Annotated in this window: 12 protein-coding genes and 2 pseudogenes; 9 read left to right on the top strand and 5 right to left on the bottom strand. The window is 56.9% G+C overall.

Annotated features, from left to right (window positions below):
* Positions 1-355: 355 nt before the first annotated feature.
* The gene (locus IEX10_RS17860) at positions 356-859 is read left to right on the top strand and encodes a gluconokinase (RefSeq protein ID WP_229678625.1); all 504 of its coding nucleotides are present in this window, start codon (positions 356-358) and stop codon (positions 857-859) included.
* Between the two features lie 116 nt (positions 860-975).
* On the opposite strand, the gene IEX10_RS17855 is transcribed toward IEX10_RS17860, so the two are convergent.
* The 3 genes from IEX10_RS17855 to IEX10_RS17845 all read right to left on the bottom strand — a co-directional run bounded on the left by IEX10_RS17855 (position 976) and on the right by IEX10_RS17845 (position 4,196).
* Positions 976-1,833: a class I SAM-dependent methyltransferase gene (locus IEX10_RS17855; protein WP_188678457.1), complete on the bottom strand. Its 858-nt coding sequence runs from the start codon at positions 1,831-1,833 to the stop codon at positions 976-978.
* A gap of 48 nt (positions 1,834-1,881) precedes the next feature.
* On the bottom strand, positions 1,882-2,853 hold the full coding sequence (locus IEX10_RS17850) for an HpcH/HpaI aldolase/citrate lyase family protein (RefSeq protein ID WP_069299091.1): 972 nt from the start codon (positions 2,851-2,853) through the stop codon (positions 1,882-1,884).
* Between the two features lie 170 nt (positions 2,854-3,023).
* Positions 3,024-4,196, bottom strand: a complete 1,173-nt coding sequence (locus IEX10_RS17845) for a MalY/PatB family protein (protein ID WP_188678455.1) — start codon at positions 4,194-4,196, stop codon at positions 3,024-3,026.
* 112 nt (positions 4,197-4,308) lie between these two features.
* Here IEX10_RS17845 and def (IEX10_RS17840) point away from each other — a divergent pair, with 112 nt between their 5' ends.
* From def (IEX10_RS17840) to fmt, 4 genes are read left to right on the top strand one after another with little or no spacing between them, the layout of a single operon-like run.
* Positions 4,309-4,827, top strand: coding sequence for a peptide deformylase (gene def / locus IEX10_RS17840; protein WP_188678572.1), 519 nt, complete (start codon positions 4,309-4,311; stop codon positions 4,825-4,827).
* Complete coding sequence (def, locus tag IEX10_RS17835; protein WP_188678452.1) at positions 4,824-5,288, top strand: peptide deformylase; 465 nt, start codon at positions 4,824-4,826, stop codon at positions 5,286-5,288. Before def (IEX10_RS17840) ends, def (IEX10_RS17835) begins: the two co-directional genes overlap by 4 nt.
* Complete coding sequence (gene def, locus IEX10_RS17830; protein ID WP_188678450.1) at positions 5,285-5,797, top strand: peptide deformylase; 513 nt, start codon at positions 5,285-5,287, stop codon at positions 5,795-5,797. Before def (IEX10_RS17835) ends, def (IEX10_RS17830) begins: the two co-directional genes overlap by 4 nt.
* Positions 5,797-6,717, top strand: a complete 921-nt coding sequence (fmt, locus tag IEX10_RS17825; RefSeq protein ID WP_188678448.1) for a methionyl-tRNA formyltransferase — start codon at positions 5,797-5,799, stop codon at positions 6,715-6,717. Before def (IEX10_RS17830) ends, fmt begins: the two co-directional genes overlap by 1 nt.
* A gap of 139 nt (positions 6,718-6,856) precedes the next feature.
* On the opposite strand, the gene IEX10_RS17820 is transcribed toward fmt, so the two are convergent.
* Positions 6,857-7,252, bottom strand: coding sequence for a RidA family protein (locus IEX10_RS17820; RefSeq protein ID WP_188678446.1), 396 nt, complete (start codon positions 7,250-7,252; stop codon positions 6,857-6,859).
* A gap of 87 nt (positions 7,253-7,339) precedes the next feature.
* Between IEX10_RS17820 and IEX10_RS20215 the strand changes: the two are divergent.
* Positions 7,340-7,609, top strand: a pseudogene (locus tag IEX10_RS20215) (helix-turn-helix transcriptional regulator); the annotation flags it as partial.
* 41 nt (positions 7,610-7,650) lie between these two features.
* On the opposite strand, the gene IEX10_RS20050 reads toward IEX10_RS20215, so the two are convergent.
* Entirely contained in the window at positions 7,651-8,073 is a 423-nt protein-coding gene (locus IEX10_RS20050; protein ID WP_229678631.1) for a hypothetical protein, read from the bottom strand.
* Between the two features lie 234 nt (positions 8,074-8,307).
* Between IEX10_RS20050 and IEX10_RS17810 the strand changes: the two genes are divergently transcribed.
* The 3 genes and pseudogenes from IEX10_RS17810 (at position 8,308) to IEX10_RS17800 (ending at position 11,918) form a co-directional block, all read left to right on the top strand.
* Positions 8,308-9,957, top strand: a complete 1,650-nt coding sequence (locus IEX10_RS17810; protein WP_188678570.1) for a thiamine pyrophosphate-binding protein — start codon at positions 8,308-8,310, stop codon at positions 9,955-9,957.
* Positions 9,941-10,102: pseudogene (locus tag IEX10_RS17805) on the top strand (CoA transferase); the annotation flags it as partial. The gene IEX10_RS17810 and the pseudogene IEX10_RS17805, both read left to right, overlap by 17 nt.
* A 451-nt stretch (positions 10,103-10,553) precedes the next feature.
* A complete protein-coding gene (locus IEX10_RS17800; RefSeq protein WP_188678440.1) occupies positions 10,554-11,918 on the top strand; it encodes a tetratricopeptide repeat protein in 1,365 nt (454 codons plus the stop codon).
* The last annotated feature ends 43 nt before the right edge of the window (positions 11,919-11,961 follow it).

Raw genomic sequence — 11,961 nt, 5'->3', positions numbered from 1 at the left:
AATCGGACTGCTTCCCTTCTAGACAGGCGGAAACGGTAATTTCTCCAGTGTTTTACCGCTCTGGTCTGCACCAAGGGCGTGTCGTGTCCATTCGCTGCGGGTGCCACAGCAAGGGGGGCGAACCGGCAAGGGGCGGGCGAACAACTGAACAGCCGCAATCCATCGGCGTCAGGGAAAAGTTGCAGACTGTATCTTGCATTGACAGCACTTGTTATCGATAACAAAACTCAAGCAATCGTTTGCAATCTCATCACCCAAGGAGCCACGTCATGCGCCTGAAAGTATTCGATTTGACTGGAAAGCGAGCCTTGATAAACGGGTCTCCACAGGCAGTTGGCCGCGCCGTGGCAGTGCGATGATAGATTGCTTTGTGATCATGGGGGTGTCTGGCTGTGGGAAGTCGTCTATCGGCACAACGCTTGCCGCGCAGATTGATGCGCGTTTTGTGGATGCCGATGATCTGCATCCTCAGGATAACATTTCAAAAATGGCGGCGGGCATTGCGTTGACCGACGCAGATCGCACGCCCTGGCTCGAAACCGTCGGACGTGCCTTTGCCCAAACTGACGGAGCCTTGGTGATCGCGTGCTCCGCGCTGAAACGCAGCTACCGCGATACCATCCGTGACACGGCAACTCGGCCGGTCGCGTTCTTGCACCTTGACGGAACCCAAACTGTTATAGCGGATCGATTGGGGGGGCGGCGGGACCATTTTATGCCGACAAAGCTGTTAGACAGTCAGTTTGCGGCACTCGAACCACTGGAATCCGACGAGACGGGAACGCGCGTAAAAATAGATCAGACGCCGCCCGCGATTGTGAATGAATTGGTCGCGCATCTTAAGAAAGAACCGATCTGACACAGAGTGTTGTATCAATCGGCGCAGGGGCGAACCCAGCCAAATCCACTTTGGTCCGCTGATACGAAGGATGTTTTACCTCCGACGGGAGTATTTGGGGAACATTGAAACCAGCGTCAGTTGTGTTTCTGAGCTGTGTATATGTGGATTTTTGCGGGAACGGTTATGGTGCCGTTGTCTGCGTATTCTTCTAATTTGATTCTGGTGGCTCTTACGATTTCGGCTTTGTCTTGGGCTGTGCCGCCTTGTGCGCGGATGACGCTGTTGGCGGGGCCGATGTAGGAGGACAGTTCTGCGGCGTCGGCGGAGGAGCCTTGCAGGGTGAGGGGGATATCTTGTGTCGTAACGGTCTGAGAGGCGAAACCGGCATCAGTCAGGATGCTGAAAACATAATCAGTATCAGCAAAGGCGAAGGGGCCGGGATCGCGTGGATCCATCGGGGGCGGGTTGCAGAGCAAGTCGGTTGCGACGCGGCGGGGCAGGGTGAACCAGGGGTTTTCCTTGAACGGTCCCCAGCAGGCCATAGTAAGTTGGCCGCCATCTTTGAGGCTTTTGCGGAGATTTTCAAAGGCAGCCACTGGATTTTCGAAAAACATCACCCCGAACCGCGAGATGACGTGATCGTACCGGTTTTCGGGCAGCGGGGTTGTCTGGGCGTCCGCGCGTGTGAAGGTTACATTTTGTAGCCCCTGCGCAGTGGCGGATTTTTCAGCCTGTGCGAGCATTGTGGTTGAGATATCAAGGCCCTGCACCTGACCGCTTGGGCCGACCACCGTTGCGAAATCCCGCGTGGTGGCGCCGGTGCCGCATCCGATGTCAAGCACGGCTTGTCCGGCTTGTGGTGTGGCTGTCTGCAACAGAGCCCGGTTCGCCCCCGCAAACAGCGCATCCAGTTGCGCCTCATAGGTGATCCAGTCCAGTCCGGCCCCGTCCGTCCAGAAGTCCGCTTGGTCTGCGTTGGGGCCGTCCGTCATGGTCTGTCCTTTCGAAGCAGGCGGGGGAGTGCCCCGCCTGCATGTGAGTTAGCCGATCATTTCAGCTTGTTTTACGATGACTTGTGCCTGACGGATAGAGGCAAGGTCGACCAGCCGGCCTTTGTAGACGGCGGCGCCCTGGCCGGATTTTTCCGCTTCTTCCATCGCGACGAGGATTTCGCGGGCCTCGGTGATCTGGGCTTCGGAGGGGGTGAAAACTGCATTGGCGAGGGCAACCTGCTTGGGGTGGATTGCCCATTTACCGACCATGCCGAGCGTTGCGGACCGGCGGGCCTGTGCGTTGAAGCCTTCCTCGTCGGAGAAGTCACCGAAGGGGCCGTCTACCGGCAGCAGGCCGTGGGTACGGCAAGCGGAGACGATGGCCACGGTGACAGCATGCCATGGATCGCCGAGATGGGTTGCGCGAGACGCATCGCCGTTGGCGTTTTCCACCATATAATAGTTTTCCTGCGTGCCACCAATTCCTGTGGTTTGCATCCCCATAGAAGCCGCGTAATCCGCAGCGCCCAATGACATTGCGGCCATACGGGGCGATGCAGCTGCGATTTCTTCTACGTGGGCAAGACCGGCAGCAGTTTCGATGATCACTTCGAACTGGATCGGTTTCTTGCGGCCCTTAGCCATTTCAACGGATGTTACCAATGCGTCAACGGCGTAGATGTCCCCCGCGTTGCCGACCTTGGGGATCATGATCTGGTCAATCCGGTCGCCAGCGTTTTCAAGGATGTCTACAACGTCCTTGTACCAGAATTCAGTATCCAAACCGTTAATGCGAATGGAGAGGGTTTTGTTGCCCCAGTCAATCGTGTTGATCGCCTCGATCACATTCTTGCGCGCCTCTGCCTTATCTGCTGGAGAAACGCTGTCTTCCAGATCCAGATTGATCACATCCGCATCCGAAGCGGCCGCCTTTTCAAAGATCGCAGGACGGGAGCCCGGTGCGAAAAGCTGGCAGCGGTTCGGGCGGGCTGGTGGGGCTGGTTGGACTTTAAAGCTCATGAGGTTGCATCCTTTGGGTAATGATGTTTCGATTCCGGTTGGCTGATTGGTAGATTATTGCGCGATGCCCCGCAAGTGCTGCGCTGCGGCATTTGCATGCGCTTTGTGAGTAAAGCGTCCAGCCGCAGCGCAGGAGTGGATATTTCTACCAAAAAGAGCCGGAGCCGGTGTTATTGCAAATCGGCGAAAGCCTCTTTCATGCGGGATATGGCTTCTTCTACATTGGCGCGCGGGGTGCCGAGATTGAAGCGCAGGAAGGTTTCACCACCTGAGCCAAAGGTAATGCCGTCATTCGGGGCGATTTTGGCTGACTTGTGGACGCGGTCTTTCACTTCGGCCATGTCCATGCCGGTATTGGCGAAATCGACCCATGCGAGGTAGGTGCCTTGCAGCGGCATTGAAGTCAGGCCCGGAATGCTGTTGATGCCTTCGTCAAAAACACGGGCGTTTTCTTCGAGATAAGCGACAAGTTTGTCCACCCATGCAGCCCCTTCGGGGGAATAGGCGGCGGTTGTCATTGCGGTGCCAAAGATGGTGGGAGATACGCCGAGCCCCATCATAGCTGCGGAGAATTTTGCCCGCAGTTCGGGATCGTGGATGATGACGTTGCCTGCATGGTTGCCCGCAACATTGAATGTTTTGGACGGGGCCGTCAGCATGATCAGGCGCTCGATGCAGTCTGGCACGGCCACGGGCATCGGCAGGTGGGTGTGACCCGGATAGACGATGTCATTGTGGATCTCGTCGGATACGATCAGCAAATCGTGACGCTTGGCAAAATCTGCGATGTTTTGCAGGTCTTCCTTGCTCCAGACACGGCCGCTCGGGTTGTGGGGGGAGCACAGGATCAGCATCGTTTCCGCGCCGGTCATCTGGGCTTCATAGGCGGCGAAGTCCATTTCGTAAGAACCGTTCTGTTCTACCAGCTGGCATTCCTTCACCTTGCGGCCTGCGTTTTTAATGACCTTGGCAAAGGCGTGATAGACAGGGGTGAAGAGAACGATCTCGTCTTCCGGTTGGGTGTAGGCGAGCAGACACATGCCCACAGCATTCACGAGCCCGAAGGTCGTGAAGATTTCTTCCGCCTTTACGTCCCAGCCGTGGCGATTCTTCATCCACCAGATGATTGCGTTGTGATAGTCGGAGTAATCGGACTGATAGCCGAACACCCCGTGGTCCACCAGCTTCTGAGCAGCCTTTATGATGCAGTCAGGCGAGCGGAAATCCATATCCGCCACCCACATGGGCAGGCCGTCGTTTGGGGAGACCCCGTAAATGGATTCCACAGCATCCCATTTCGCGCATTTGGTGCCGGTGCGGTCGATAATATCGTCAAAGCTCATGTATTCGGTCATCCTGTATTGGCGTTTGACGAATGCTACGATTTGGGCGCGCGGGTGCAAGCGGTTTTTGCAGGCGCTTGCATGGACGCGGGGATTATCCTAAATGGCGGGCATGTCTGTAAAAGAAATCCTGATACACCCCGATCCGCTCCTCAAGAAGGTCTGCCCCGCTGTCGAGGCGGTCACGCCAGAGGTGCAGGCGCTGGCCCGCGATATGCTGGAAACCATGTATGATGCCCCTGGCGTCGGACTCGCCGCGCCGCAGGTGGGGTCGCTCCACCGGCTGTTCGTGATGGATTGCACCGGAAAGGACGAAGAGTCCGAGCCGATGGTGCTGATCAATCCGGCGGTGGTCTGGACCAGTGACGAAACCAGCGTCTATAACGAGGGCTGCCTGTCCATCCCCGAGATGTACGAAGATGTGGAACGCCCCGCCCGTGCGGTGTTGCAGTTCCTGAACATAGAGGGCGAGCAGCAGGAGCGGGAGTTCGACGGGCTTTGGGCGACCTGCGCGCAGCACGAGTTGGACCATCTGAACGGCAAGCTGTTTATTGATTACCTCAGCGGGCTGAAGCGTTCGATGATCACCAAGAAAATGCTGAAGCTGAAAAAAGAGCGGGCGCGCGGATGAAGCTTTTACCGATCGTAATGCATCCTGATCCCGTGTTGCGGCAGGTGTGTTCTGCGGTAGAGGTTTTTGACGATGCGCTGGCACGGCTGGCACAAGATATGCTGCACACCATGTACGGCGCACAAGGGCGTGGGCTGGCCGCGCCACAGGTGGGTGATCTTCGGCGGATATTTGTATTTGATGCAGATTGGAAGGCCGGAGCAGAGAAACCATATGTATGCGTTAACCCGCTTGTAACGCCAATTGGCACAGACAGCCGCACAGTGGCCGAGCAATGTCTGTCCATCCCTGATACGCCGATAGAGGTGACGCGCCCTGCGCAGATCAGGTTCGCGTGGCAAGACGTGAGCGGTGCGTGGCACCAACAAGAGTTTGAAGGCGACGCCGCCGTCGTGATTCAGCATGAAGCCGATCATCTCGAAGGGCGGCTTGTGCTTGATTATCAAAAGGAAACACCATGACTGTTCGCCCGTTTATCCCGTGGCCCGACCAACGGCTGCGCAGTGTTTGCGAACCGGTTGAATCGGTTGACGATGCGGTTCGCGCGATTTGGGATGACATGCTCGACAGTATGTATGCCATGCCGGGGGTGGGTTTGGCGGCTTGTCAGATCGGCGTCATGCAACGGCTTGCAGTGGTGGATGCGTCCGAGGCAGGCAATAAGCCGCTGCGGATGGCCAACCCCGAAATCATTGATGCCAGTGTAAAGCTGCGGGAATATACCGAAGCCTCGCCCAATCTGCCTGGTGTATCGGCGAAAATCGCGCGGCCTCGTGGAGTGACTGTGACTTATCTGGATGAAAACGGCGTGAAGCAGCGCAAGGATCTTGTGGGGCTTTGGGCGACCAGCGTGCAGCATCAGATCGATCATCTGAATGGTAAAATGTTTTTCGACAACCTCAGCGCCGTAAAGCGCAAGATGTTGGTGGCCAAAGCGCGCAAACTGACGCTGAAGAAAGGGCGTGCGTAATGCGTGTCGTTTTCATGGGGACGCCGGATTTTTCCGTGCCTATTCTGCAAGGTATCGTAGATGCAGGCCATGAGGTCTGCGCCGTTTACTGCCAGCCCCCGCGCCCTGCGGGACGGGGTAAAAAGGACCGCCCCTCGCCGGTGCAAAACACAGCCGAGGCGCTGGGCCTGCCAGTGCGCCATCCGGTGAATTTCAAGGAACAGGCGGATCGCGATGCTTTTGCCGCGCTGAATGCGCATGTGGCCGTGGTGGTGGCCTACGGGCTGATCCTGCCACAGGCTTTGTTGGATGCGCCCGCTAAAGGGTGCCTTAATATCCACGCGAGCCTGCTGCCGCGCTGGCGCGGTGCTGCGCCAATCCACCGCGCGATTCTGGCAGGGGACGCCGAAACCGGTGTTTGCGTGATGCAGATGGAAGCGGGGCTTGATACCGGCCCTGTGCTGCTGACTACGCGCACTGATATTTCAGGCACGGACACAACTGCCATCTTGCACGACCGGCTAAGCCTGATGGGGCGGGATGCGATCCTGTCGGTGCTGGCAGATGGTATTTCGATGGACGCCGTGCCCCAACCCGAAGACGGTGTGACCTACGCGGCCAAGATCGACAAGGCCGAAGCTGCCGTTGACTGGACCCGGCCAGCATCTGAAGTGGACCGCCAAATCCGCGGGCTCTCGCCATTTCCGGGCGCGTGGAGCATGGCAGATGGACAACGGGTTAAGCTGCTTCTGAGCCGTGTCGCAACAGAAGGTAAGGGCGCGCCGGGCGAAGTGCTAAATGACGCCCTGCGCGTGGCCTGCGGGGATGGTGCCGTCGATCTGTTAAAGCTGCAACGGGCCGGCAAAGGTGTCATGGACCCCGAAGATTTTCTGCGCGGTTTCCCCCTGACCAAAGGCGCTGTGTTTGGTGGGGCTAACTAGGTAAGCCAGCTTATGGGGGTGAAGCCTCCGGCGGTTATATCGTCAAGGCCTCACCGCCGCATTTTACTGGTTGGATATTCGATCTGCTAGACAGGACGGCCATTGGCGATTTTTACTCCAATGGCCGCCTTCGTAAGCGCTAGGCCGCTGCCGTTGCTTCAATCTCGAACAGCAGTCCGGGAATGGCGAGACGTGTGACACCCAACAGCGTCATAGGCGGGGAGACCTGGTGCGGGCCGAACCGCATCCCCATCAGGTCAAAGTTTTTAAGGGCCTCGTCCACGTCTGTTGCGTAAACCCCGAGTTTGATCACATTGCTCAGGTCCATCCCCGCGCCCTTCAAGACGGCTTCGAGATTGTCGAGCGCCAAACTGATCTGGGCCCGCATGTCGCCGAGGTGTTGCGGGGTGCCTTGGCCATCCACCGCAGTCTGACCTGCACAGATCACCTGCCGCGTCGCGCCTTCGATGATTTCAGCTTGATTGTAACCCAGCTTGGTCGACCAGTCCCAGGGGTTCACTGCGGTGCGTTCCATGATGCAATCTCCTTGTTTTTCGTTGCTGAAATTTGTGTAGAATGAAAAGGTGCCAAAATATGTCACCATTTGTGGTAATCTGCGGTTATGAATATAAAGCTCAGACACGATGCAATCGTGCGCACCCTCCGCCGTAACGGCACATCCACCATTGATGCGCTGGCCGAGGATGTTGGCGCGTCGCGCAGGACTGTGTTGCGCGACATCAGCGCTTTGCGTGACGAAGGGTATGTGATCCATTCTGACGTTGGGCGCGGAGGGGGGCTTCAGCTTGACCCGCAATCCATGCAAACACGGGCCAAATTGTCCGTGCCTGAGGTGTTCGCGCTGCTGATCAGCGTTGCAGCTTTGCGAGCCTACGCTGGCATTTGCGCTGTTGGGAACAACCTCTGCAATACTTATGTCTGCCGCCCGCTGCGCAATCCGTCGAGTGAGAGCCAGTCTTCCTTGCGTAAGATAAACAGGGCGATCGCAGCACCCAATGCAGGAACCGCAGCCCACATAAGGTTGTTGGGATAGGTCGTCCATGCGGTGAGGTTCGGCACTGATCCTAAAACACCCGCAGCCTGCATCAAAACCAGCGCGCCGTAACTGAACGTCCGCCACAGGCCTAAAATGAACAGTAGTGTGATCACCATTTGCAGGCTGCCCACGTAGGTCGACATGTCGCGTGTGATAAATTCCAGCCCGTAGAAATTTGTGAAGACGTTCTCGAACCACTCTGGCCGATAGAACTTGAGCGAGGCCCAAATCCCGAAAAATGCTCCAATGCTCAAGCGTATGATTAAAAGGGCGATAGAGAGTTTTGTCTTCAAGGTCACAGTTTCAATTCCTTGGAGAGGCGCAAGTTGCGCGTTGGGGCCTTCTATTTCAAAACCACGGGCGTGTTTAACATTCAAAACACGTTTGAGTGAGAGTGAAATCTATTCTTGGGCCAGCAGGGCGCGGCAGTACCTGCGTCGCGGTCAGTCACGATAGCTCAGCGGGATCATATTAAGCTGGTGACGCGATAACGCCACTTCTTTCGATAACAACTGCGTGGGGCAACTTGCATGATGGATGGGCTTAGTGCATCGCAAGCTGGAACAGGAACGGAGCATCCGACCATGAGAGCAGCTGATGTTGTAGCGAACCGACTTTATGAAAGCGGGTGCAGGTGGGCGTTCGGCATGCCGGGAGGCGAGGTTTTGACATTGCTCGATGCGTTGGAAAAGGCGGGGATCCGGTTTGTGATGTGCCGCCATGAAAACGCGGCGGGCTTCATGGCCGAGGGCGCGTATCATCGCACGGGTGCGCCCGGAATCTTGCTTTCCACAGTGGGGCCAGGTGCGCTGAATGGCATTAACGTGGTCGAGAATGCGCGTCAGGACTGTGTGCCGTTGATTGTGTTGACGGGCTGTGTTGATCCTGAGACAGCGCAAACCTACACTCATCAAGTGCTGGATCAAGCAAAGGTTTTTGAGCCTGTTACCAAGGCCAGCTTTACGCTGAACGCAGGCGCGGCTCATGTGATCGCGGACAAGGCTGTCGGGATCGCCACCGAAGGCCGACCCGGCCCTGTGCACATCGACGTGCCGATTTCTGTGGCTGATGCCCAAGCAACCGGCGCGGGGGGGCTGCGCACGCCCGCTTTGCCGATGGTGCCTTCCCCCGATGCTCTGGTCGTTGCTAAAAACGCACTTGCAGCGGCGGAGCGCCCCTTGATTATTGCGGGTCTGGATGTGATTTCCCCGCAAGGGGCCGACTGCGTCCGCCACGTGGCCGAGCATTTGGGCGCGCCTGTTATCACGACTTACAAGGCAAAAGGTGTGATGGACGAACGCCACTATCTGGCGTTGGGCGGGGCCGGTTTGTCACCCAAAGCGGATGAAATATTGCTGCCTCTCGTGGCGCAAGCGGACGTGATTTTGGCCATTGGATACGATCCGGTTGAAATGCGCACGGGCTGGCAAAACCCGTGGAACCCGCAAACGCAGGTGGTGATTGATATCACCGCCGCGCCCAACCACCATTACATGCATCAGGCCACGCACAGCTTTATTGGGGACTGTGTGCAAACCACTGCCGCAATCTTGCCTGATGCGCCTTTGAACGGGTGGTCCGATGATGCGGTCGCACAGACTAAAGACGCCTTGGCGCACGCCTTTCCGAAGGGTGATACGTGGGGGCCGGCGCAAGCGATCTCGATTTGCCAAGAGGAGCTGCCCGACACCACGCTGGCCACCGCCGACAGTGGCGCACATCGCATTTTGCTAAGCCAGATGTGGACTTGCACCTTTCCAAAGGCGCTGACCCAGTCATCGGGATTTTGCACGATGGGGTGTGCTGTGCCATTGGCGATGGGCGCACAAATCGCAGAACCGGATCGCACGGTTGTTTCGTTCAGCGGTGATGCAGGGTTCTTGATGGTTGTCGGCGAACTCGCAACAGCGGCGGAAAACGCGCTCAGGACAATTTTTGTTGTGTTTGTGGATGCATCATTGGCTTTAATCGAGATGAAACAACGTGGCCGACAGATGAAAAATGCCGGTGTTGATTTCGCCCGTTCCGACATCGCGGCAATTGGCCGTGCCTTTGGCGGCCACGGTGTAAGCGTGTCAAACGCAGATGATTTGCGCGCTGCCCTTAGTAAAGCGCAAGCCGTGGATACCTTCAGCGTGATTGCCGTGGAAATCGACAAAAGAGCCTATGACGATGCATTCTAAAGCTCAAGCAGGCGCGCTCGACGGGGTATTGCTGCTGGACCTTAGCCGGATACTGTCGGGACCAACAGCAACCCAATTGCTCTGCGACCTTGGCGCCACCGTCAGCAAGATTGAAAATCCCAATAGTGGGCGTGACGATACCCGTTCGCCGCGGCAACGGGCACCCTAATATCGACCCCTTCGATGTGTTTAGCACCCGAACCAGCAAAGCGATCTTTGAATTGTTACAGACTGTCGGGATGCCGTGCGGTCCGATCAATACTGTCGCAGAGGCATTAACCTAGGAGAAGGCACATGCCCGTGGCGCGGTCGTTGCGATAGGGTCCGAGGATGCAAAAGACAGGTCTATTTCGGTACTGGGAAACCCTCTGAAGTTCTCCCGCACGGCTGTGCGTTATGATTTGGCGCCGCCTTGTTTCGGGGCGGATACTGCGCAACTGGATCAGATTTTGACGTCTCATCGAAATTGCTGGTTATGACACAAAGTTCACAGCTTCGACATATAACAGACTGTTGATGTGCGTCCTGTAAGACCCGCCGAGTATCACAGGACTACGGCAAAGGTCTTATCTCCGACTGCCAGCAAAGGATGTTAGATGTTAATTGATAGCTGCGCTTGCAATGTGAGTCTCTCTGATCCCAGCGCGCTGGAGTCGTGGAATGGGGTTGTACATGGGGTGCTGTCCCATGGCAGCCAAACCGGACATCATCTAACCGATCTGCTTGCCCGTGCGCCTGATTTTGCGATGGGCCATGCGATGAAGGGCCTTGCATGTTTGATGCTTGGGCGCCGCGAGATGGTCGCTATCGCACAGGCCGCAAGCGACGAGGCGCAGCGCCTGTTGGCGCAGGGCGGCGCATTGCAGCGGGAACGGCTGTGGTGCATGGCCTTGCTGGACTGGCTGGACGGCAAGCCGGCAAACGCCGTTTTGCGTATGGAAGCTGCGATCCGATTGAACCTTACCGATACAATCAGCATGAAATTGTCCCACGGCATCCGGTTTATGTTGGGCGATCGCGCCGGTATGTTGCAGTCCGTCGAACGTGTGCTGGACGCTCACGGGCCGGACCATGCCTATTTCGGGTATGCGCTGGGATGCCATGCTTTTGCACTCGAAGAGGCTGGAAATTTCAATTTGGCCGAGGCCGTCGGCCGACGCGCTTTGCAATTTAGCACTGATGATGCGTGGGGCCTTCACGCTGTGGCCCATGTCTATGACATGACCAACAAGGTAGATGCGGGCATCGCGCTGATAGACAACAATGCGCCCGCGTGGGACCACTGTAACAATTTCCGGTTCCATGTTTGGTGGCACAAAGCCCTGTTACATCTGGGCAAAAACGATATCGCAACCGTTCTTGATCTTTATGACACCAAAATCCGTGACGAGAAAACGGACGATTACCGGGACTTTTCAAATGCCAGCTCTTTGTTGATGCGCTTGGAGCTTGAAGGTATCGATGTTAGTGATCGCTGGTCCGAACTGGCCGATTTGGCCGAAACCCGCAGCACCGATGGATGTCTGACGTTTGCAGATATGCACTACATGCTGGCCCTGATCGGGGACACCCGCCATGAAGCAGCGGCGGAACTGAACGCACGGGTCATTCAAAGCGCACAGATCGACGATGATACAGGCCGCGTGATGCGGTCTCCGGGAGAGGCAACGTCAGCCGCGCTCGCGGCGTTTGGGCATGGCGATTACAGTACCGCGTTTGCGCAGTTCAAAAGCGCCCAACCCTACTTTCAGGCCATGGGGGGCAGCCACGCACAGCGAGATGTCTTTGAACGTCTCGCGATTGAGGCGGGCTTGCGCGCGGGGAGGCTGGCAGAAACGCAAATGCTGTTGTCCGCGCGCACATCTGCACGCGATGGAAACGACGATGCTTTCGCGGTTTCCCGCCAAGACCGGATCATGAAATTGCAATCTGCCGGTGCTTCGGCTACCGCAGCTGAATAATCTTGGAAATCGAGTGGGTGCTTTATCGTGATCAACCCTTCTG

Origin of the sequence: Neptunicoccus cionae (assembly GCF_014643735.1) — a bacterium.
Classification (GTDB): Bacteria; Pseudomonadota; Alphaproteobacteria; order Rhodobacterales; family Rhodobacteraceae; genus Amylibacter; species Amylibacter cionae.
Note: the sequence above shows the minus strand (reverse complement) of the source record. Positions and strands in the feature narration are given on the sequence as shown.

Excerpts from the sequence above, each read along its gene's own strand:
- IEX10_RS17860 (WP_229678625.1), top strand. The coding sequence starts at position 356 with ATGATAGATTGCTTTGTGATCATGGGGGTGTCTGGCTGTGGGAAGTCG.
- IEX10_RS17855 (WP_188678457.1), bottom strand. The coding sequence starts at position 1,833 with ATGACGGACGGCCCCAACGCAGACCAAGCGGACTTCTGGACGGACGGG.
- IEX10_RS17850 (WP_069299091.1), bottom strand. The coding sequence starts at position 2,853 with ATGAGCTTTAAAGTCCAACCAGCCCCACCAGCCCGCCCGAACCGCTGC.
- IEX10_RS17845 (WP_188678455.1), bottom strand. The coding sequence starts at position 4,196 with ATGAGCTTTGACGATATTATCGACCGCACCGGCACCAAATGCGCGAAA.
- def (WP_188678572.1), top strand. The coding sequence starts at position 4,309 with ATGTCTGTAAAAGAAATCCTGATACACCCCGATCCGCTCCTCAAGAAG.
- def (WP_188678452.1), top strand. The coding sequence starts at position 4,824 with ATGAAGCTTTTACCGATCGTAATGCATCCTGATCCCGTGTTGCGGCAG.
- def (WP_188678450.1), top strand. The coding sequence starts at position 5,285 with ATGACTGTTCGCCCGTTTATCCCGTGGCCCGACCAACGGCTGCGCAGT.
- fmt (WP_188678448.1), top strand. The coding sequence starts at position 5,797 with ATGCGTGTCGTTTTCATGGGGACGCCGGATTTTTCCGTGCCTATTCTG.
- IEX10_RS17820 (WP_188678446.1), bottom strand. The coding sequence starts at position 7,252 with ATGGAACGCACCGCAGTGAACCCCTGGGACTGGTCGACCAAGCTGGGT.
- IEX10_RS17810 (WP_188678570.1), top strand. The coding sequence starts at position 8,308 with ATGGATGGGCTTAGTGCATCGCAAGCTGGAACAGGAACGGAGCATCCG.
- IEX10_RS17800 (WP_188678440.1), top strand. The coding sequence starts at position 10,554 with ATGTTAATTGATAGCTGCGCTTGCAATGTGAGTCTCTCTGATCCCAGC.